Raw genomic sequence first — 20,085 nt, 5'->3', positions numbered from 1 at the left:
TGCGGTCAACGGAGTGACGGTGCGGGCCGTTGAGTGAGGTATTGCGTGTCGGTCGGGTTGCGGCTGTATGCAGCCCTGTCGTTTCGTTGTCCCAATGGCATTGTTACCGCAGGAGCCTGTCATGAATGCTATGAAAGCCTTGAACGCTGTTACCGCCGTTACCGCCTCGCCCGCCGCGTTTGGCCGGCGCATCGGCTTGCCCATGCTGCTGGCCGCAGCGCTCATCGCCTCGGTCCCGCACCTGGCGCGCGCTCAAACCACGCCCGCGGCTCCCGCCGCTGCCGCGCCGATGGCCAAGCCCGCCGCACCCGCAGCCTCCATGCCGATGGCCAAGCCGGCCGCGCCCGCCGCCGCCGCGGTACCGGGTGGCGGCCCTGGGCAGGTATGGGCCAACAAGTCTTCCAAGGTCTATCACTGCCCGGGCACGAAGTACTACGGCAAGACCAAGAACGGCGCCTATATGAGTGAAGCCGACGCCACCGCGCAAGGTTTCCACGCGGATCACGGCAAGGCATGCAAGTGAGCCGCGCGAAGCGCCGCCAGGAGGGCATGACATGCACCTGATCTGGATGATTCTCATCGGCTTTCTCGCCGGCCTGGTGGCGCGGCTGCTCGCGCCCGGGCGCGGGCCAAGCGGTTTTTTCCTGACCGCCGGCCTGGGCATCGTCGGCTCGCTCGCAGCGACCTTCCTCGGGCAGGCGTTGGGCTGGTACCGCCCTGGCCAGTCCGCCGGCTTTGTCGGCGCCGTGCTGGGTGCCGTGATCCTGCTGGCGCTGTATCACCTGGCAACGCGGCGCTAGACAGGCCGCGTATTCTTCAAGTGGCCAATGCTGCTGCCCGCGGGCGGCAGCATTCGCGCCGCGCGCAGGCGTGCTCACGCTCCCATGTGCTTGATGTGCTGTCATGCATTCGTCGCTTCGGACGATGCGTTGCGCGCCGTCATCCCTGAATCTCCATACCACGCTGGCAAGCCCGTTTTATTCGGCTCGCCGGGCTCCGGCATCCCGCCCAGGCGCAGCGCTGCGCGCCGATGGGGAACGGGGAATGCGGGCAATGGTTCAGCACAGATTCAACACACATCATCAACACACATCAAGACAACGCGGAGACAAGATGGAACTCAATGCATCGGTAACGGCAGTGATCACGGGCGGCGCGTCGGGCCTGGGCGAAGCCACTGCACGGGCGCTGGCGTCGCATGGCGTGCGCGTCGCGCTGTTCGACATGAACGCGGAAAAGGGCGAGGCCGTGGCGCGCGAGCTCGGTGGCGTGTTCTGCCAGGTCAACGTGACGTCGGAAGCCGAGGTCGAGGCCGGCTTTGCCAAGGCGCGCGCTGCGCTCGGGCAGGAACGCATCCTGGTGAATTGCGCCGGCACCGGCAACGCCATCAAGACCGCATCGCGCGCCAAGGAAGCGCCGGACCAGATCCGCTTCTTCGCCTCGGACGCGTTCGAGCGCATCATCCAGATCAACCTGATCGGCTCCTTCCGCTGCCTGGCGCGCTCGGCCGCCGGCATGCTCACGCTGGATGCGCGCGACGGCGATCGCGGCGTCATCATCAATACCGCCTCGGTGGCGGCACAGGACGGGCAGATGGGCCAGGCGGCGTACTCCGCCTCCAAGGCCGGCGTGGTCGGCATGACCCTGCCAATTGCGCGCGACCTGTCTGGCGAAGGCATTCGCGTCAACACCATCATGCCCGGCATCTTCAACACGCCGCTCCTGCAAGGCGCGCAGGAACACGTCAAGGCGGCGCTGGCCGCCTCGGTGCCGTTCCCCAAACGGCTCGGCGCGCCGGAGGAGTTTGCCTCGCTCGCGCTGGAGATGTGCCGCAACAGCTATTTCAACGGCGAAGCGGTGCGGCTCGATGGTGCCATCCGCATGGCCCCGCGCTGATCCGGCAGTTCACAACAATAAAAAGGACGCGCGCATGCAGCAGGACCGAGAGAAGGAGACGCTGATGGATTTCAGTTACCTGACCACACTGCCGCATGCGCTGCGCCACTTCGCGCAGCGCAGGCCCGATGCGGTGGCCTATGCTTTCGAAGGCAGGCTGACCACGTATCTGGCGCTGGACCGCCAGAGCGACTGTGTCGCCCAGGCGCTGGCTGCAGCGGGGGTCGGGCCCGGCGACCGCATCGGCTATATCGGCAAGAACTGCGATCACTATTTCGAGCTGCTGCTGGGGGCAGCCAAGATGGGCGCCGTGATGGCGCCCGCGAGCTGGCGCCTGGCGCCGCCGGAGGTGGGCTATATCGTCGGCCACTCCGATGCCGCGCTGCTGTTCGTGGGGCCGGAATCGGTAGACCTGGTGCGCAAGCTGCTGCCCACGCTGCCGCTGGTGCGCGAGGTGATCGCCATGGAAGGCGGCCAGCCGGACTGGCCCGCCTATGTGACGTGGCGCGACGCGCAGGCGCCCACGCCACCGGCGCACCAGCCCGCTGCGCACGACGTGGTGCTGCAGCTTTATACGTCGGGCACCACCGGCCGCCCCAAGGGCGCCATGCTGACCCACCGCAACCTGACCGCCGGCACCGAGGCCAGCGAGCGCGAAGATATCCCTTGGTCGCGCTGGACGGACGACGATGTCTCGCTGGTGGCCATGCCGGTGGCGCACATCGGTGGCTCGGGCTGGGGCTTGCGCAGCTTGCTCGCGGGGGCAAAGGGCGTGGTGGCGCGCGATTTCGATCCCGGCGCGGTGCTGGACTTCTTTGAGCGCGAGCGCGTCAGCAAGCTGTTCCTGGTGCCCGCGGCGATGCAGTTCGTGCTGCGCGATCCGCGCGCGCGCAGCATCGATTACTCCCGCCTGAAGACCTTGCTCTATGGCGCGGCGCCGATTCCGGCCGCCTTGCTGCGCGAAGGCATCGAAGTCTTCGGCTGCGGGTTTGCGCAGCAGTACGGCATGACCGAGACCACCGGCACGGTGGTGGCGCTGCCGCCGGAAGACCACACTACCGACGACGTGCCGCGCATGCGGGCCGCCGGCAAGCCGCTGCCCGGCGTGGAAGTGGTGGTGGTGGACTGGGAAGGCCGGCGCCTGCCGCCGGGCGAAGTCGGCGAGCTGATGATCCGCTCGCCGCAGAACATGGCCGGCTACTGGAAGCAGCCCGACGAGACCGCACGCACCATCGACGCCGACGGCTGGCTGCGCACCGGCGACGCGGGCTTTCTCGATGCCGAGGGTTATGTCTACATCCACGACCGGGTCAAGGACATGATCATCAGCGGCGGCGAGAACGTGTATCCCGCCGAGGTCGAGAGCGCGATCTATGGCCACCCGCAGGTGGCGGATGTGGCCGTGATCGGCGTGCCCGACGAAAAATGGGGCGAGGCGGTCAAGGCCATTGTCGTGCCCCGTCCCGGGCAGGCGCCGGATCGCGACAGCATCGTGGCGTGGGCGCGCGAGCGGCTGGCCGGCTACAAGATCCCCAAGAGCATCGAGTTTGCCGATGCGCTGCCGCGCAACCCCTCCGGCAAGCTGCTGCGCAGGAAGCTGCGCGAGCCATATTGGGAAGGGTACAACCGGCGGGTCAACTGAGGTTGGCGCACAGCAATGCAAGACGCTCGGTACGCCGACAGGCCAGGAGCACTAGCCGAAGCCGCCGAACGGGCCAAAGCCGCGCGCCATGACGACGGCTGTTACTCCCTCTCCCCTCATGGGGAGAGGGCCGGGGAGAGGGGTGGCTTAGCCAGAAGCCACTCAAAGCGAAGCCCGTGGTGTTTTCCAGCACGACAACGCAGAGCCGGCTTTGTCAGCAAGCTGACATTCTCCCTGAATGCCCCCACCTGCCCCACGGAACGCGTTACGTAACGCGTAACATGCAGCCGGCCCGCCGCTGGCTGGCAAGGGGCGCCGCCAGGTCCCCCCTGCCCGGCACGCCCTCCCGCCAGCCGTTATGGCGCCTGCCTTTGCGGCCGGCGCCACCCCTGCCGCAATCCCCCTCGCATCCGCTGCGCTCAACGCCTTGCCGCTGGCACGCGGCTTGCGGTATTGCCTGTGACAACGTTGCCGCGAATACCAGCCAAGCTGGATGGGCATGTCGTTGCCAAAGGGGGAGCAGATGGAACCGGAACGCAGCAGCTCGCAGGGAGGCACGCCGTCATGAACGCACTCCTGCTTGAAGACAACTCGCTCTTGCGGCTCGGCCTGCTGCGCATGCTGGGCGGCGTCGAGGGCCTGGGCCACGTGATCTGCGTGGATCCGGCCGATCTCGCCATGCTGCAGGGGCAGATGAATGACATCGGGCTGGTGATCCTCGGTTTGCCGCCAGCGCAGGATCGCGCGCTCGCGTTGCTGGAGACCGCACGCACCGTGCTATCGGCGCAGTACCTGTTGTTGCTGGTCGATGGCACGTTACCGCCCGTGTTGCCGCCGGACCTGGCTTGGGGCATCTGCACGTGGCTGCCCAAGGCGTCATCGCTGGCGGCGATCGGGGCGGCGATCCGGCTGGTGCTGGCCGATGGGGCGCAGTGGCGCCAGCCGGCCCCACACCCCTCGGCGCCGTTGCAGGCACTGGCGACGGAAGGCGCCCGCATCGACCTGCTGCGCGACGAGGCGCGCATGTTGAAGCTCACGCCGCGCCAGTACGAGGTGCTGGTCCTGCTGTCGCACGGCTATGCGCTCAAGACCGTGAGCCGCCTGCTCAATATCTCGGTGGCGACCGTGAAGAGCCATGTCGCGCTGCTGTACCAGCGCCTGCAGGTCAGCAACAAGAGCGAAGCCATCCATGCCGCCCGCCAGCGCGGCGCCAGGTTCCAGACGGGCAGCAGCCACGGCAGTCATGATCGTGGCGCGGCCCGCGCCTGGCCCTAACCCCAGTTTCCCGTTCAGGAGAGCACCATGCGCAATCACACCGTGAGGGACGCGGAAATCGCCGCCGCCATCGACGCCACCCTGCTGCGCCGCCGGCAACAGTTCGACGGCCAGCCAGCCGCATGGCATGTGCTGTGCGAAGCGGCGCACGTCGCCACGCTGGGCGAACCGGCGCGCCGGACCTTCATCGCGCGCGTGGCGGCCAGCCGTGGCGCCGACATCGCCCTGCGCCTGCTGCTCAAGGCGGAATCGATCCGGGCCACGGTGACCGCGGCGCTGGAAGCCGGCGAGGAGGTGGACGCCGGCCAGCCGGCCGTGCCCTTTGCCGAGTGCGTGGGCTGCGAGGATTGCGGGGATGTCGATGGGCCGGCAGCCGGCGAGGCCGCCGGGCAGGAACGCAGCCCGGCGGGCGGGCTGCTGCACTGACCTGGCTTGGCTTACAGCCCTAGCACCAGCTTGGCGATGATGTTGCGCTGGATCTCGTTGGAGCCGGCGTAGATCGATGCCTTGCGGTAGTTGAAGTAGCGCGGCGCCAGCGGCGCGGCGTAGTCGGGGCCCACCTGTGGCCCCGTGGCGCGTCCTTGCAATTCGCCCCAGCCGTCCTGCACGAAGGGCAGCGCGTACGGGCCGGCGGCTTCCACCGCCAGCTCGCTGATGGCCTGGATGGTCTCGGTGCCCACCAGCTTGAGCATGCTGGAGGCGGCGCCGATCGAGGTGCCCGACGTCACGTTGGAGAACAGCCGCAGCTCGCTCGCCTCCAGCGCGGCCGCGCGCACGTGCAGCTCGGCCAGCTTGCGGCGAAAACCCGGATCGTCGAGCAAGCGCCCGCCATCCTCGCCGGGCTCTTTCTCCGCGATGTGCGCCACCTTGGCCAGTTGCTGGCGCAGCATCGGGCCGTAGCTGCCGCCGCGCTCGAACTCAAGCAGGTATTTGGCGTAGGTCCAGCCCAGGCCCTCCTCGCCGATACGGTTTTCCACTGGCACGCGCACATCTTCAAAGAAGACCTGGTTGACTTCCTGCTGGCCCTCGACCGGGCCATCCAGCGTGGGCAGCGGCGCCACCGTGATGCCGGGCGTGCGCATGTCCACCAGCACGAAGGAGATGCCGTCCTGGCGGCGCGCGTCGCGGCTGGTGCGCACCAGGCAGAACATCCAGTCGGCCCACTGCGCGTGCGTGGTCCAGATCTTGGAGCCGTTGAGGATGTAGTGCTCGCCGTGCGCATCGCTCCCGCGCTCGGCGCGCATCTGCAGCGAGGCCAGGTCGGAGCCGGAGTTGGGTTCCGAGTAGCCCTGGCACCACCAGATGTCGGAGCGCAGGATCGGCGGCAGAAAGCGCGCCTTTTGCGCAGGGGTGCCGTATTTCATGATCACCGGCGCCACCATCTTCAGCCCCATCGGCGACACGGTCGGGCAGCCGGCGGCAGCCGTCTCCGCCTGGAACAGGTAGCGCTGCGCCGGGGACCAGCCCGGGCCGCCGTACTCCTCGGGCCAGTTGGGCGCGGCCCAGCCACGCTCGAACAGCTTCTTCTGCCAGCGCACCTGGCCTTCCTTGTCGAGGTAGCCATTCTTGGTACGCGCCATCAGGGCCTTGAGGCCGGGGTCGAAGGCTTCCTTGATCCAGGCACGGACCTCGTCGCGGAACTGCAGCTCTTGCGGGGAGAAATCGAGATTCATCGATGGGCCTCGGGATGTTCGTCAGTGCGGGGCAGGAATGCGTGGGCTCACGCGGCAGCCGGATACAGCAGGTCGGCGTAACGGCGCAGGTGGTGTTCGGCGGAGCCAAACTGCAGGTCGATCGCGGTGACGCGCTTGAAGTAATGGCCAACCGCCAGCTCCTCCGTCACGCCCATGCCGCCATGGATCTGCACCGCGGCCTGGCCGACGAACCTGCCGGCCTGCCCGGCCTGCGCCTTGGCGGCGCTGGCCGCCAGCGCACGCTGCGTGGGCTGCGCGCCTGCCTGCATGGCGGCGACTTGTGTCAGCGCCACCGTTTGCTCCAGTTGCACGTACATGTCGGCCATGCGGTGCTGCAGCACCTGGAAAGTGGCAATCGGCACGCCAAACTGCTTGCGCTGGCGCGCGTAGTCGACCGTGTCGCCGAGCATGCGGCTCATGGCGCCGCCGGCTTCGGCGCACAGCGCTACCGCCGCCTCGTCGCTCAGGCGCTCGATCAGCGCCAGCGCCTCGCCCTCGGCGCCCAGCAAGCCGCCATCCGGCACGAAGACGTTGTCCAGGCGTATGTCGGCGGCCCGGGAGCCATCCACGGTAGGGTATTCCTGCAGCGTCACGCCGGGCGCGTTGCGCGCGATCCAGAACAGGCTGATGCCGTCCCGGTCGCGCCGGCCGCCGCTGGTGCGCGCGCTTACCACAAGGTGCGTGGCCCACGGCGCGGCCACCACCACGGCCTTGTGGCCGTCAAGGCGCCAGCCGCCTTGGGCGCGGGCGGCGCTGGCCTGCACATCATGCAGGCAGTAACGGCTGCGCGGCTCGGCGTGCGCCCAGGCCACGGTGGCCTCGCCGCCGATGATGGCAGGCAGCCAGTTGGCGGCCAGCGTCTCGCTGCCATGCAGCAAGGCGCCGCCGCCGAGCACAACGGTAGACAGGTAGGGCTCGACCACCAGGTGGCGGCCGAACTGCTCCATCACGATCGTGTGGTCAACGGCATTGCCGCCGAGCCCGCCAAAGCGTTCCGGGAACGCGGCGCCCAGCAGCCCTAGTTCCTGCGCCAGGGCTTGCCAGCAGGACGCCCGCCAGCCAGCGGGCGAGCGGATTGCCGCCTGGCGGGCTTCGAAGCTGTAGTGGTCGGCCAGGTAGCGCGCGAGCGTGTCGCGCAGCATCGATTGTTCTTCGCTGAATTGGAAATCCACGGTGGTTCCTTGGCGCGGTTGCTGGGGCACTTGCCATTATGTGAAGAGGCCGCCAGTTCGCATCGTCGGATGCGACGAATCGCCTTGGCGCGCGGCGCGCCGCACGGGCGGCCCCATCGGCGTTTGCGGCATTGCACCAAGGCGCGTTCGTCGCATCCGACGATGCCCGCCCGGGGTACCTGTCCCGACAATGTGCCGCACGCAATGCCATCCCTGCCGGTTCCGCGATACCGAAGTTTCCAACGCACCCAGTCACGCAGTCACCCAGTCACCCAGTTCGGCCACACCCACTTCCAGGAGGGTCAGTCATGCACCCGCATGTTCATGCGCAGCGCACCCCGGACAAGCCGGCCATCATCATGGCCGGCGGCACCGTCGTTACTTACCGTGAGCTTGACGAGCGCTCCAACCAGGCGGCGCGGTTGTTCCGCGACCACGGGCTGCAGCCAGGCGACCGCGTGGCCTTCCTGCTGGAGAACCACCCGCGCCTGTTCGAGCTGTGCTGGGGCGCACAACGCTCGGGGTTGATCTACGTGTGCATCAGCACGCGCCTGAACGTGGACGATGCGGCGCATATCGTGGCCGACAGCGGCGCCAGGATGCTGGTCACCTCGCATGCGCAGGCTGCCGTGGCGCAGGGCGTGGCGGCCAAGGTGCCAGGCCTGGTCGCGCGCCTGATGATGGATGGCGCGGTGCCGGGCTTTGCCGCCTACGAGACGGCGCTGGCCCAGTACCCCGGGTGGCGCATCGAGGACGAATGCGCGGGCACCGACATGCTGTACTCCTCCGGCACCACCGGCCGCCCCAAGGGCGTCTTCACGCCCCCAGCCAACCAGCAGATCGACGTGCCTGGCTCGCTGGTGCTGATGTGCCAGTCTCTCTACCAGTTCGGCACGGACACGCGCTACCTCTCGCCGGCACCGCTCTACCATGCCGCGCCGCTGCGCTACAACATGGCGGTGCAGCAGCTCGGCGGCACCTCGGTGGTGATGGAGCATTTCGACGCGGAAGCATTCCTGCGCTTGCTGGCACAGCACCGCATCACGCATACCCAGGTCGTGCCGACCATGTTCTCGCGCATGCTCAAGCTGCCCGAGGATGTGCGCCTGCGCCATGACGTGTCCTCGCTGCGCTTTGCCGTGCATGCCGCCGCGCCCTGCCCGGTGGCCGTCAAGGAGCAGATGATCGACTGGTGGGGGCCGATCATCTGGGAGTACTACGCCGGCACGGAGGGCAATGGCTCCACCGCCGTGGGTTCGGCCGACTGGCTCACCCATAAAGGCACGGTAGGCCGGGCCTCCGTTGGCCAGCTGCGCATCTGCGACGACAGTGGCGCGCTGCTGCCGCCGGGCGAGCCCGGCACCATCTACTTCGCCGAGGGGCGCAGCTTCGTCTACCACAACGATCCCGACAAGACCGCGCAGTCGCGCCACCCGGTGCACGCCGGCTGGACCACGCTGGGCGACGTTGGCTACGTGGACGAGGAGGGCTTTCTCTACCTGACCGACCGCAAGGCCAACATGATCATCTCGGGCGGGGTCAACATCTATCCGCAGGAGGCCGAGAACCTGCTGATGACCCATCCCGAGGTCATGGACGTGGCGGTGATCGGCGTGCCCAACGAGGACTTTGGCGAGGAGGTCAAGGCGGTGGTGCAGCCACTCGACATGGCGCGCGCCAGCCCGGCCCTGGCCGACGAGCTGCTGGCCTTCTGCCGCACCCACCTGTCCGCCATCAAGTGCCCGCGCTCGGTGGACTTTGCCGCCGAGCTGCCGCGCCTGCCCACCGGCAAGCTGCTCAAGCGGCTGCTGCGCGAGCGCTACTGGGCGGGGCGGGAGAACAAGCTGGTATAGCTTGCTTGTGTGGTCAGCATCGAGGCCACCCGCCCGGCATCGCGGCGGCGGCGCATGCAGGGCGGGCGTTTACGCCATAATCAGCCGTTCGATCCCTGGCGCATGTGGCGCCAGCAGCCGGCAACCATAAGCCGGTGCCGATCGCGTGGCATCCACCGCTCGTGGACGCCGCCGCCAACAGGAAGACACGGCGAATGGCAACAATCGAGGAGACCAGCGCGGGCCAACGGGGCGCCGCCCGCGCCGCCACGCTGGTGGCGAAGCTGCGCCCGCCCATGCTGACCCCGTTCCAGGTGGAGCGCCGCGCCATTTGCGACGCCGTGTGCGCGGCCGGCTTCGTCAAGCTGGTGCTGGTGCGCGCGCCGGCCGGGTTCGGCAAGACCACCGCCATGCTGCAATGCCGGGCGCGGCTGGACGCCGAAGGCGTGGCCACCGCCTGGCTCACGCTGGACCGCGCGGACAATGACGCCACGCGTTTTCTCGGCTCGCTCGAAGCCGCCTTCGAGCTGGTGCTGCGCAAGGGCGGCGCGCCGCTCGCCGCGGCCCAGCCCGCGCCGCAGTCGGCAGGCGAACACGCGCTTGCGCTGATCGACCGCATGGCGGCCCACGACCGCCCCTTCACGCTGTTCCTGGACGACTTCGAGGCCTTGCAGAACCCCGCCGTGGCCGGCCTGGTCTGGCAAGTGGTGGAGCAATTGCCACCCGGCGCCCGCCTGGTGGTGGGCACGCGCTGGGTGCCGGAGTCCGGGCTGGCGCGGCTGCGCGCGCGTGGCGAGCTGCTGGAGATCGAGCCGGCCCAGCTGCGCTTCACCGCCGACGAGACCGATTCCTTCCTGCGCCGCGCGCGCGGCCTGGCGCTGCAGCCCGCGGCCATCTCCACCCTGCACCGGCGCACCGAAGGCTGGGCCACGGCGCTGTGGCTGGCGTCGGTGGCGCTGGAGCGGCGCGGCCAGCCGGACGCCTTCATCGCTGGCTTTTCCGGCTCGAACGCCGCGATTGCCGATTACCTGGTGGAAGACGTCTACCTGCACCTGCCCGACGCGGTGCGTGCATTCCTGTTGCGCACCTCCATCCTCGACCAGCTGAGCGGGCCGTTGTGCGATGCCGTGAGCGGCACCGCCGACAGCGAGGAGATCCTCGCCTGGCTGGAGCGGGCCAACCTGTTCCTGATGCCGCTGGATGGCGAGCGCCACGGCGGCGCGGAGCCGTCTGCTCAGGCCCATCAGCCCAATGTGCGCTGGTACCGCTATCACAGCCTGTTCTCCAGCTTCCTGCGCGCGCAGCTGCAGCAGGCCATGCCGCACGAAGTGCCCGCCTTGCAGATGGCCGCCTCGCGCTGGTACGAGCAGCAGGGCCGGCCGGTGCCGGCCATCGAGCATGCGCTGGCGGCCGGCGCGGTGGACCACGCGCTGCCGCTGCTGGCGGGCAAGGTGGACGAGTTGCTGGCGCAGGGCCGCATGCGCCTGCTGACGCGCTGGCTGGACGCGGTGCCGGCCGACGCGCTGGCCGCGTGGCCCAAGCTGCAGATCGCCCATGTGTGGGCGCTGTCGTTTACGCGCGGCCCGGCCGATGCCATCGCGCTGCTGCAGACCATCCCGCTAGCCGGCGCCGAGGGCGACCTGCTGGCGCATGTGCGCGCGCTGCGCCATATGCTGCTGAACATGATGGACCGCTTCGACGAGGCGCGCGCCTGCAGCCGCGACGATCCGCTGCCGCTGCCCATGGGCTATCCGTTCCCGGACTCCATCCTTGCCACCTCGATGGCGCGCATGGCCGCCGTCACCGGCGACTACCGCGAGGCGCGGCGCCTGCTGGGCGTGGCCCGCCAGGTGGTGCGCGGCTCCGACAGCAACTTCAACAAGATCTTCTCGGAATCGGTGGAGGGGCTGATCGACCTGCGCCAGGGCCGCCTGCAGCAGGCCCTGGCGCGGTTTCGCATTGCCGCCAGCACCATGCTGCCGAACCGCTACGGCCCCACCAACGGCAACGCCATGGCCGGCATCCTGCTGGCCGATGCGCTCTACGAGATCAACGAGCGCGAGCGCGCGGAGCGCCTGCTCACCGTGTACGTACCGCTCGCGCGCGACCTCGGCCTGCCCGACCAGATCATCACTGGCCACACCGTACTGGCCCGCATTGCCTGCGACCGCGGCGACGTGGACGGCGCGCACGAATGGCTGGCCGCCCTCGAGCACCTTGGCCATCATCGCGGCCTGCCACGGCTGGTGCTGGGCGCCATGCTGGAGCGCGCCCGCCTGGCGCTGCTGCAAGGCAATCAGCATGCCGCCGAGCAAGCGCTGCAGCATGCAGCCGACCCGGCGCTGTGGCGCGCGCGTCCCGGCCTGAGCGCGGTCAGCTCTTTCGCCAACGACCTGGAAGACGTGGTCATGGGGCGCCTGCGGCTGGCGCTGTTTGCCGAGCCCTGTGTGCGCACGCGCGAGGCCATCGAGACGGAGCTCGCCACCACCGAGCGCGCGCAACTGATGCGCAGGGCGCTCAAGCTGCGCATCCTGCTGGCGCTGGCCTGCCAGCGCAGCGGCGAAGCCCCCCAGGCGTTGCAGGCGATGGGCGAAGCCCTGCGCTTTGGCGCGGCGGAAGGCTTCATCCGCATCTTCGCTGACGAAAGCGCGGACGTGCGCCGGCTGGTGGCCGAGGCCTGCCTGCGTCAGGGCGGCGCGTTGCCCGCGGGGTATGTGGAGCGCTTGCTGCAAGCCTGCGGCGGCGCGCCGGAGCCTGTGGACCCGGCCGCCATGCAGGCGCGCCATGGGCTGCTGGAACCGCTCACGCCCAAGGAGCAGAAAGTGCTGAAACTGCTGGCCGAGGGCTTCTCCAATGTGGCGATGGCGGATCGGCTCTTTGTCTCGGAGACCACCGTGCGCACCCATCTGCGCAATATCAGCGCCAAGCTGCGGGCCAGCAACCGCACGCAGGCGGTTGCCATCGCGCGGCAACTGGGTTTGCTGTAAGGAAGCGCGGGCGATTAGGCGAGCCCAGGCAGCGTCCGGGGGAATGGAAACCCCTGCAGAGGGGCTTTCGGACGTGCCGCTGGCTTGTGGCCTTTCGCGCAAGCCGATTACGAAATCGGCATGGTCATGGTGCTTGGCTGTTCAGCCATTCACCCGTTCACCGGCTCACCCGTTCAGATGCCAATGAACTCCGCATACTCCGCCAGCGGCGCGCGCGTGGCACGCAACTGGTTGACCGCCGCTGCCGGATCCTCGTAGCCGATCGCCATGCCGGTAAACAGCATGCGTTCGGCGGGGAGGGAGAGAAAGCCCGCAATGGTTTCCGGATACATCGCCCAGCATTCTTGCGCGCAGCTGTCCAGCCCATGTTCGCGCAGCAGCAGCATCACCGTTTGCAGGTACATGCCCAGGTCCGACCATTGCGGCGGGCCCATGCGGCGGTCAACGGTGCAGAACAGCGCCAGCGGCGCGCCGAAGAACGTGAAGTTGTTGGCAAACTGGGCAAGGCGCGCCGGCTTGTTCTCGCGCGGGATGCCCAGGCAGCGATAGAGGCCCTCACCGACCTGGAAGCGCCGTTCGCGATAAGGCGAGACCAGCTCGCGCGGGTAGACGTCGTACTCGGTCCCTTCGCCGCTGGGCGCGCTGGCGACGCGCTCGCGCATGGTGGCCTTGAGCCGCGCCAGCGGCTCGCCGCCCACCACATGCAGGTGCCACGGCTGCAGGTTGCCGCCCGATGGCGCGCGCGCGGCCTGCTCCAGCACGTCGCGGATGATCTCCGGCGGCACCGGCGTGGGAAGAAAGCCGCGTACCGATTTGCGGCTCTGGACTGCCATGCTGACTTTCACGCTGCTCTCCTTGGGGCTTGGCTGGGGGATCAGATAAAGGGCGGCTCGTTGCCCCAGTCGAAGAAGTCCGGCATGTCCTGCGATACGCGCTCGGGGAAGCTGGCCGGGCGCTTTTCCAGGAAGGCGCTGACGCCTTCCTTGACGTCGGCCGACTGGCCGCGCGACTGGATCGCGCGGCTGTCCAGGCGATGCGCCTCCATCGGGTGGCTGGCCCCGGCCATGCGCCAGATCAGCTGGCGCGAGATGGCGACGGATACCGGCGCGGCATTGTCGGCGATCTCGCGGGCCAGCGCCTGCGCGGCCGGCAACAGGTCCTCGGGCGCATGCAGCGAGCGCACCAGCCCGCGCTCCAGCGCCTCCTGCGCCGAGAACACGCGGCCGGTGTAGCACCATTCCAGCGCGGTGGAAATGCCCACCACGCGCGACAGGAACCACGACGATGCCGCCTCGGGCGTAATGCCGCGGCGCGCGAACACAAAGCCGAACTTGGCGTCGGTTGCGGCCAGGCGGATGTCCATCGGCAACTGCATGGTCACGCCGATGCCCACCGCCGGGCCGTTGACCGCGGCGATGACCGGCTTGAGGCTGCGGAAGATGCGCAGCGCCACGCGTCCGCCGCCATCGCGGTGGGCGGCTTCCTTGCTGGCGCCGTAGCGCTTCTCGTAATCGAAGGTGGAGCCGCCGGAGGACAGGTCGGCGCCGGCGCAGAAGGCGCGCCCGGAGCCGGTGACGATCACCGCGCGGACGTCGTCGTCGGCGTCGGTGGCGTCAAAGGCGTCGATCAGGTCCTGCATCATGCGCGGGGTAAAGGCGTTGAGCTTTTCCGGGCGGTGCAAGGTGATGGTGGCGACGCCCTTGTCGACGGCGTATTGCAGGGTCTCGAAGCTGGGGGGGGCGGCTGGGTTCGGGGTGCTCATGGCTGGCCTTGGCTCTCTCGAAATGGGTGTGGGTAAGGTAGTGCAGAATCGGGCGCCTGCAATCGTCGAATCCGACGAGGTAGGGACGGCAGCGCCGCCGTAGACTGGCGCCAGGACGCCTGGCGGCCTGAGCCAGGCAGAAGACCGAGCATAGAACACAAAGACCAGAAGCCAGAAGGAACATCATGAAGACGCGCATCACCGAATTGCTGGGCACCCGCTACCCCATCATCCAGGGCGGCATGCAGTGGGTTGGCTACGCCGAGATGGCCGCCGCGGTTTCCAATGCCGGCGGGCTTGGCGTGCTTACCGCGCTGACCCAGCCCACCCCGGAAGCGCTGGCCGCGGAGATCCGCCGCACCCGCGAGCTGACCGACCAGCCCTTTGGCGTCAACCTGACGCTGCTGCCCTCCATCAACCCGCCGCCGTACGCCCGCTACCTCGACGTGATCATCGAAAGCGGCATCAAGGTGCTGGAGACGGCGGGCAACAATCCCAAGGAGCACATCGCGCGCGCCAAGGCGGCCGGCATCAAGGTGATTCACAAGTGCGTGGCGATCCGCCATGCGCTGTCGGCCGAGCGCCTGGGCGTGGACGCGGTGTCCATCGACGGTTTCGAGTGCGCGGGCCATCCCGGCGAGGACGACGTCCCGGGCATGGTGCTGATCCCGCTGGCCGCGCGCCGGCTGGGCATTCCGGTGATCGCCTCGGGCGGCATTGCCGACGGGCGCGGCATGGCCGCAGCACTGGTGCTGGGCGCGGAGGGCATCAACATGGGCACGCGCTTTTGCGCCACGCGCGAGGCGCCGATCCACCACAACGTCAAGCAGGCCCTGGTGGACGCCAGCGAGCGCGACACCAACCTGATCTTCCGCACGCTGCACAATACCGCGCGCGTGCTCAAGAACGCCATCTCCGATGAGGTCGTCACCATCGAGCGCCAGCCGGGCGGCGCCCAGTTCGAGGACGTCAAGCACCTGGTGGCTGGCGTACGCGGCAAGGCTGCGCTCGCCGCCGGCGAGACCGATGGCGGCATCATCAGCGCCGGCCAGTGCGTGGGCCTGATCGACGACATCCCGACCTGCGCCGAGCTGATCGAGCGCATGGTGGCCGAATGCCGCGAGCAGCTCGGGGTGGCCTCGCGCTACTTCGCAGCATAAGGCGGCGCAGCCATGGCTGAAGCCAGTCAACCTTCCGACGCCGGCCCCGGCGCAGGGCAATCCGATGTGCCCGAGGCGCCGCCGCCGGGCTTTGTCGCCTTGCGCGGCGCCAAGGGCTTCCTCGAGAACTTCGGGCAGATCTACGTGGACCGGGAGCGGCGCGTCGTGGCCATCCGCATCGGGCCGCATCACCTCAACCCGCTTGGCATCCCGCACGGCGGCATGCTGGCCACGCTGGCCGACACCGCCATCGGCATGATGATGGCGCTGGAGACCGACCGCAAGCAGCCGGCGGTGACGGTCAACCTCAGCATGGACTACTTCGATGCCGCGCGGGTGGGCGACTGGGTGGAGGCGCACGTCGAGTTCGACAAGCTGGGATCGCGGCTGCGCTTCGGCGCTTGCCGCCTGATGGCCGGGGAGCGCTGCCTGCTGCGCGCCACCGCCATCTTCTCGGTGCTCACGCCGCGCGCGTGATGTGCCGCCGCCGCTTGGGGCGGCGGCTGCACCGCGCAATCGTCGCTTCCGACGACGCCGGGCGCCCCGCTGCTGGGCCAGAATCCGCAACAGGCTAGCGAGGCTTGGCCGTGTCCTTCCCGGGACACGGCCATTACCATTACGGGCGGGTTCGCCCCGGAACGACAAGAGGAGACGACATGGCAGAGGCATACATCGTAGCGGCCGCGCGCACCGCGGGCGGGCGCAAGGGCGGCAAGCTGGCAGGGTGGCATCCGGCGGATCTCGCCGCGCAGGTGCTGAACGCGCTGGTTGAGCGCAGCGGCGCCGATCCGGCACTGATCGATGACGTGATCATGGGCTGCGTCGGCCAGGCCGGCGAGCAGGCCGGCAACGTGGCGCGCAACGCCGTGCTGGCCTCGAAGCTGCCGGAAAGCGTGCCCGGCACCTCGGTCGACCGCCAGTGTGGCTCGTCGCAACAAGCCCTGCACTTCGCCGCGCAGGCGGTGATGTCCGGCACCATGGACATCGTGATCGCCGCCGGCGTGGAAAGCATGACCCGCGTGCCGATGGGACTGCCCTCCACGCTGCCCTTCAAGAACGGCTTCGGCAGCTCGATGAGCCCGGCCATGCAGGAACGCTATCCCGGCGTGAAGTTCAGCCAGTTCACCGGCGCCGAGATGATGTCGCGCAAGTACGGCCTCACGCGGGACGACCTGGACCGCTACGCGCTGGAAAGCCACCGCCGCGCCATCGCCGCCACGCAGGCAGGCCGCTTCAAGGACGAAATCGTGCCCGTCGCCGTGCGCGCCGCGGACGGCAGCGCCAACGGCGAGCTGCATACGGTGGACGAAGGCATCCGCTTTGAAGCCAGCCTGGAATCCATCTCCAGCGTCAAGCTGATCGAGGAAGGCGGCACCGTCACCGCCGCCAGCGCCAGCCAGATCTGCGATGGCGCGGCGGGACTGATGGTGGTCAACGAAGCCGGCCTGAAGAAGCTGGGCGTCAAGCCGCTGGCACGCATTCACCATATGTCGGTGCTGGGCCATGATCCGGTGATCATGCTGGAAGCACCGTTGCCGGCAACGCTGCGGGCGCTGCAGAAGGCCGGCATGAAGATCGGCGATATCGACCTGTTCGAGATCAATGAAGCGTTTGCGCCGGTGCCGCTGGCTTGGTTGCAGACCACGGGCGCCGATCCGGCGCGCATGAATGTGAATGGCGGGGCGATTGCGCTGGGGCATCCGCTTGGTGGATCGGGGGCTAAGCTGATGACTACGCTGGTGCATGCGCTGCATGCGCAGGGGAAGCGGTATGGGTTGCAGACGATGTGTGAGGGTGGGGGGATGGCGAATGTGACTATTGTTGAGAGGCTATAGGGTTGTGGTTTTGGGGTTGCCTTCGCTGCATCTGTTGCGGCGTTGGTTTTTGCACCCAAGGGCCATACGACATCCCCCTGCGGGGGCTGCCGGTCACTTTTCTTTGACCGGCAAAGAAAACTAACGAAAAGAAAGCCGCCCTGCCGGGAGCAGAGCAATAAGGCTTATGTGGGGCGGTGGTTGCGTCGTACGGCCCGGAGTGTTGGCTGGCCTTTGCCTTACCGGCTCACAGGTCATCGCAACTTCATGACCCAATGGTCACGTGGTGGTGCCCCTGATCGCTTTGCGCGGTGCGCGTTCGGGCATCTGCCGTTCGCAGTGCGCAGCGCCGCGATCCTGCCTGCCTCGGTGGTTTCGTGGTTTTGTCTCTGGCGGCGGGCGCCCGGGTATTTGATGTCCTGCCGTACCGGCGCAGCCGACGCCTTGCTATCAACTCCCCTGGTTTCGTGGTGGGCACCGTGGCCCGTGCGCGAGCACCGCGCTCGCACCCACGGCGCTCGTCCTCCGAGACAAAACCACGAAACCAGCCACGCCCGAAACGGCGCAGCACTTCGCCCCGCGAACGGCAGATGTGTGAATGGTCACCGCAAGCGAGGTCAGGGGCTACACGACGTAACCAATGGGTCATGCAGAAACGATGTCCTTGAGGCCGGTAGGATCCGCTAGCCAACACTCCGGGCCGTACGACGAAACCACCGCCCCGCATAAGCCCGATTGCTCTGCTCCCGGCAGGGTCGGCTTTCTTCTCGTTAGTCTTCTTTGCCGACGCAAAGAAGAGTGACCGGCAGCCCCCGCAGGGGGATGTCGTATGGCCTTTGGGTGCAAAAACCAACGCCGTACAAAGAATGCCCACCCAAGGCAACTAGAGCCAACGGTTCTGCCCTTGCCCCAAACAACCGAAACCGCTTACGCAAACGTAATCGCATCCCGCCGATCAACCCGATCCAAATGCGGCAAACTATTAAAACTAAGCAACCTCTGCATCCCACGCCCAGAAATAATCTCGCAAAACGCCGTATTCCGAAACTGCAAATTCAACTCGATCGCGGTCTGCGCCGGCGCACCCAGCAAATCCGCGGTAGCCCGCCCGATTGCCCCGCCGGAACTGACAACCAACACCGTATCCTCCCGCGAAGCCCCTTGCGTGGCATGCAACAAGCTATCGCGGATCCGCCCGCCAAACTCCGCCCATGATTCCGGCATGCCCACCAGCTGATCCAGCGTCCAGGCCTGATACGCCGCGCGGAATGTGCGCCAGTAGTCGTTGTAGTCAGCGTTCTGGTGCGCGCGATGATCCGCCCCACCGGTATGGCTGCGGTACAGCGCTTCGCCATCGTATTCGTTAAGGCCGAGGTGGGTTTCGATGTTCGTCTGGACCGGCACATCGTCGGCGCCCATGCCGGCCAGGATCTCCAGCGCGGTGTCCTGCTGGCGCACCAGCGAGCCTGCAACTACCCGCTTGAACGTGACGCCGCGCTCGCGGAAGTACTCGCCCAGCCAGCGGGCCTGTTGCCGGCCGGTGTCGGAGAGGCAGTCGTAGTTGGCGGCGCCGAACGAGGCTTGACCGTGCCGTACCAGGAAGAGCGTTGCCATGCGTGATGTCGGCGCCGGTGGGCACCCGGGAAGCGGTAAAACGGGAATCGGCACGCGAACGCGGGGGCGCCGCGCGAGGTGCAGCCATTGTATGAGTGCCGGCCGCGGCGGCCAAGCTAAGCCGCGCCGGATTCATAGCGGTCATTGCCGCGCTGCATTATCCCGCTGCATTATCACGTTGCACGGCGGCGGGGTCAGTCCAGCCTTAGTCCAGCCTTGGCCCGGCTTCAGTCCAGCGTGACGCCGGTGTCCGTGGTCAGCTTGAGCACGCCCGGCAGGTAGGCCTTGTAGGCCGCCACGGCTTCTGCCGGCAGGTTGCCGATCGGCTCCGCGCCCATGTCCTCGATGCGCTGGCTGATCTGCGGCGTCTTCACCAGTGCGCTCACCTCGCGGCCCAGCCGCTCGACGATGTCGCTGGGCGTGCGTGCCGGGACCAGCAGCGTGATGGGGCCGGTCAGCTTGTACGGCTCGTCGGGATAGCCGGCTTCGGCAAAGGTCGGCACGTCAGGCAGGGCTTTGGCGCGCCGGGTGCCGGTGACGGCCAGCGCTCGCAGCTTGCCGCTGGCGAAGTGCTGCTTGAGCGAGGTCACCGAGCCAACCGTCATGTTGACCTGGCCGGCGAGCAGGTCGCTCACCATCGGGCCTTCGCCGCGATACGGCACGTGCAGGATATCGACGCCGTAGGTTTTGTCCAGGTAGGCCTGGATGGTGTGCGGCTGCGTGCCCGGGCCCCAGGAGCCCATGCGCAGCTTGCCAGGTTCCTTCTTGGCATAAGCGATCAGTTCCGCCACGGTCTTCACGGGCAGTGTGCCGTTGACGGCTAGCACCGTGCGCGCCGTGGCGATGTCGGACACTTGGCGCAGGTCGGTGCGCGGGTCGTAGGGCAGCTTCTTGTAGAGGGCGAGATTGGCGGTGATGGGACCGGGGATGGTCAGCAGCAGGGTGTAGCCATCGGGCGCCGACTTGGCCACATAGTCGGTGCCGATGATGCCGCCGGCGCCGCCTTTGTTCTCCACCACCACGGTTTGTCCCAGCCGTTTGCCCAGGCCCTCGGCCAGCGTGCGCGAGAGCGTGTCGGTGAGGCCGCCGGCCGGGTAGGGCACGATCAGGTGCAAGGGCTTGGCGGGATAGCTGGCTTGCGCCTGGGCTGCCAGCGGCAGCAGTGCCGCGCAGGCGCAGGCCAGCAGGACGGCCGCCTTCCCGCAGAACGGGCTGCGTATTGTCATGTCTTGTCTCC

Annotated in this window: 17 protein-coding genes; 11 read left to right on the top strand and 6 right to left on the bottom strand. The window is 68.1% G+C overall.

What is annotated here, in order from left to right; translation table 11 throughout:
• Positions 1–121 precede the first annotated feature (121 nt).
• The 6 genes from F7R26_RS34730 to F7R26_RS41865 all read left to right on the top strand — a co-directional run bounded on the left by F7R26_RS34730 (position 122) and on the right by F7R26_RS41865 (position 5,239).
• Entirely contained in the window at positions 122–523 is a 402-nt protein-coding gene (locus tag F7R26_RS34730; protein WP_241754652.1) for a signal protein, read from the top strand.
• 31 nt (positions 524–554) lie between these two features.
• On the top strand, positions 555–800 hold the full coding sequence (locus F7R26_RS34725; RefSeq protein WP_150985244.1) for a GlsB/YeaQ/YmgE family stress response membrane protein: 246 nt from the start codon (positions 555–557) through the stop codon (positions 798–800).
• Positions 801–1,113: 313 nt separating this feature from the next.
• Positions 1,114–1,896: an SDR family NAD(P)-dependent oxidoreductase gene (locus F7R26_RS34720; RefSeq protein ID WP_150985246.1), complete on the top strand. Its 783-nt coding sequence runs from the start codon at positions 1,114–1,116 to the stop codon at positions 1,894–1,896.
• A 64-nt stretch (positions 1,897–1,960) separates the two neighbouring features.
• Positions 1,961–3,538, top strand: coding sequence for a fatty acid--CoA ligase (locus F7R26_RS34715; RefSeq protein WP_150985320.1), 1,578 nt, complete (start codon positions 1,961–1,963; stop codon positions 3,536–3,538).
• Positions 3,539–4,102: 564 nt separating this feature from the next.
• Positions 4,103–4,813, top strand: a complete 711-nt coding sequence (locus F7R26_RS34710; protein ID WP_150985248.1) for a helix-turn-helix transcriptional regulator — start codon at positions 4,103–4,105, stop codon at positions 4,811–4,813.
• Between the two features lie 27 nt (positions 4,814–4,840).
• Positions 4,841–5,239: a DUF7696 family protein gene (locus F7R26_RS41865; RefSeq protein ID WP_150985250.1), complete on the top strand. Its 399-nt coding sequence runs from the start codon at positions 4,841–4,843 to the stop codon at positions 5,237–5,239.
• 11 nt (positions 5,240–5,250) lie between these two features.
• Here the strand turns inward: F7R26_RS41865 and F7R26_RS34700 are convergent, their stop codons facing one another.
• Positions 5,251–6,486, bottom strand: a complete 1,236-nt coding sequence (locus F7R26_RS34700; RefSeq protein ID WP_150985252.1) for an acyl-CoA dehydrogenase family protein — start codon at positions 6,484–6,486, stop codon at positions 5,251–5,253.
• A 47-nt stretch (positions 6,487–6,533) separates the two neighbouring features.
• Positions 6,534–7,679, bottom strand: a complete 1,146-nt coding sequence (locus F7R26_RS34695; protein ID WP_150985254.1) for an acyl-CoA dehydrogenase family protein — start codon at positions 7,677–7,679, stop codon at positions 6,534–6,536.
• A gap of 308 nt (positions 7,680–7,987) precedes the next feature.
• Here F7R26_RS34695 and F7R26_RS34690 point away from each other — a divergent pair, with 308 nt between their 5' ends.
• Positions 7,988–9,532, top strand: coding sequence for an AMP-binding protein (locus F7R26_RS34690; RefSeq protein WP_150985256.1), 1,545 nt, complete (start codon positions 7,988–7,990; stop codon positions 9,530–9,532).
• Positions 9,533–9,726: 194 nt separating this feature from the next.
• Complete coding sequence (locus tag F7R26_RS34685) at positions 9,727–12,498, top strand: LuxR C-terminal-related transcriptional regulator (protein ID WP_150985258.1); 2,772 nt, start codon at positions 9,727–9,729, stop codon at positions 12,496–12,498.
• A 173-nt stretch (positions 12,499–12,671) separates the two neighbouring features.
• Here the strand turns inward: F7R26_RS34685 and F7R26_RS34680 are convergent, their stop codons facing one another.
• Together F7R26_RS34680 and F7R26_RS34675 are read right to left on the bottom strand one after the other, a co-directional pair.
• Positions 12,672–13,343, bottom strand: a complete 672-nt coding sequence (locus tag F7R26_RS34680; RefSeq protein ID WP_150985260.1) for a nitroreductase — start codon at positions 13,341–13,343, stop codon at positions 12,672–12,674.
• Between the two features lie 29 nt (positions 13,344–13,372).
• Positions 13,373–14,260 (bottom strand): crotonase/enoyl-CoA hydratase family protein, encoded by an 888-nt coding sequence (locus F7R26_RS34675; protein ID WP_150985262.1) that lies wholly within the window; start codon positions 14,258–14,260, stop codon positions 13,373–13,375.
• A gap of 185 nt (positions 14,261–14,445) precedes the next feature.
• Between F7R26_RS34675 and F7R26_RS34670 the strand changes: the two genes are divergently transcribed.
• The 3 genes from F7R26_RS34670 to F7R26_RS34660 all read left to right on the top strand — a co-directional run bounded on the left by F7R26_RS34670 (position 14,446) and on the right by F7R26_RS34660 (position 17,255).
• A complete protein-coding gene (locus tag F7R26_RS34670) occupies positions 14,446–15,420 on the top strand; it encodes an NAD(P)H-dependent flavin oxidoreductase (protein ID WP_150985264.1) in 975 nt (324 codons plus the stop codon).
• Positions 15,421–15,432: 12 nt separating this feature from the next.
• Positions 15,433–15,897: a PaaI family thioesterase gene (locus F7R26_RS34665; protein WP_150985266.1), complete on the top strand. Its 465-nt coding sequence runs from the start codon at positions 15,433–15,435 to the stop codon at positions 15,895–15,897.
• A 179-nt stretch (positions 15,898–16,076) separates the two neighbouring features.
• Positions 16,077–17,255, top strand: a complete 1,179-nt coding sequence (locus tag F7R26_RS34660) for an acetyl-CoA C-acetyltransferase (RefSeq protein ID WP_150985268.1) — start codon at positions 16,077–16,079, stop codon at positions 17,253–17,255.
• Positions 17,256–18,161: 906 nt separating this feature from the next.
• Here F7R26_RS34660 and F7R26_RS34655 read toward each other — a convergent pair.
• Positions 18,162–18,848, bottom strand: a complete 687-nt coding sequence (locus F7R26_RS34655; RefSeq protein ID WP_150985270.1) for a histidine phosphatase family protein — start codon at positions 18,846–18,848, stop codon at positions 18,162–18,164.
• Positions 18,849–19,075: 227 nt separating this feature from the next.
• Positions 19,076–20,074 carry a Bug family tripartite tricarboxylate transporter substrate binding protein gene (locus F7R26_RS34650; RefSeq protein WP_150985272.1) on the bottom strand — a complete coding sequence of 333 codons (999 nt, stop codon included), beginning with the start codon at positions 20,072–20,074 and terminating at the stop codon, positions 19,076–19,078.
• Positions 20,075–20,085: the final 11 nt, after the last annotated feature.

The organism is Cupriavidus basilensis (assembly GCF_008801925.2).
Taxonomy (GTDB): Bacteria; Pseudomonadota; Gammaproteobacteria; order Burkholderiales; family Burkholderiaceae; genus Cupriavidus; species Cupriavidus basilensis.
The sequence above is the reverse complement of the archived record's forward strand: the minus strand, read 5'-3'. Positions and strand labels throughout refer to the sequence as shown.

Excerpts from the sequence above, each read along its gene's own strand:
- F7R26_RS34730 (WP_241754652.1), top strand. The coding sequence starts at position 122 with ATGAATGCTATGAAAGCCTTGAACGCTGTTACCGCCGTTACCGCCTCG.
- F7R26_RS34725 (WP_150985244.1), top strand. The coding sequence starts at position 555 with ATGCACCTGATCTGGATGATTCTCATCGGCTTTCTCGCCGGCCTGGTG.
- F7R26_RS34720 (WP_150985246.1), top strand. The coding sequence starts at position 1,114 with ATGGAACTCAATGCATCGGTAACGGCAGTGATCACGGGCGGCGCGTCG.
- F7R26_RS34715 (WP_150985320.1), top strand. The coding sequence starts at position 1,961 with ATGGATTTCAGTTACCTGACCACACTGCCGCATGCGCTGCGCCACTTC.
- F7R26_RS34710 (WP_150985248.1), top strand. The coding sequence starts at position 4,103 with ATGAACGCACTCCTGCTTGAAGACAACTCGCTCTTGCGGCTCGGCCTG.
- F7R26_RS41865 (WP_150985250.1), top strand. The coding sequence starts at position 4,841 with ATGCGCAATCACACCGTGAGGGACGCGGAAATCGCCGCCGCCATCGAC.
- F7R26_RS34700 (WP_150985252.1), bottom strand. The coding sequence starts at position 6,486 with ATGAATCTCGATTTCTCCCCGCAAGAGCTGCAGTTCCGCGACGAGGTC.
- F7R26_RS34690 (WP_150985256.1), top strand. The coding sequence starts at position 7,988 with ATGCACCCGCATGTTCATGCGCAGCGCACCCCGGACAAGCCGGCCATC.
- F7R26_RS34685 (WP_150985258.1), top strand. The coding sequence starts at position 9,727 with ATGGCAACAATCGAGGAGACCAGCGCGGGCCAACGGGGCGCCGCCCGC.
- F7R26_RS34675 (WP_150985262.1), bottom strand. The coding sequence starts at position 14,260 with ATGAGCACCCCGAACCCAGCCGCCCCCCCCAGCTTCGAGACCCTGCAA.
- F7R26_RS34670 (WP_150985264.1), top strand. The coding sequence starts at position 14,446 with ATGAAGACGCGCATCACCGAATTGCTGGGCACCCGCTACCCCATCATC.
- F7R26_RS34665 (WP_150985266.1), top strand. The coding sequence starts at position 15,433 with ATGGCTGAAGCCAGTCAACCTTCCGACGCCGGCCCCGGCGCAGGGCAA.
- F7R26_RS34660 (WP_150985268.1), top strand. The coding sequence starts at position 16,077 with ATGGCAGAGGCATACATCGTAGCGGCCGCGCGCACCGCGGGCGGGCGC.
- F7R26_RS34655 (WP_150985270.1), bottom strand. The coding sequence starts at position 18,848 with ATGGCAACGCTCTTCCTGGTACGGCACGGTCAAGCCTCGTTCGGCGCC.
- F7R26_RS34650 (WP_150985272.1), bottom strand. The coding sequence starts at position 20,074 with ATGACAATACGCAGCCCGTTCTGCGGGAAGGCGGCCGTCCTGCTGGCC.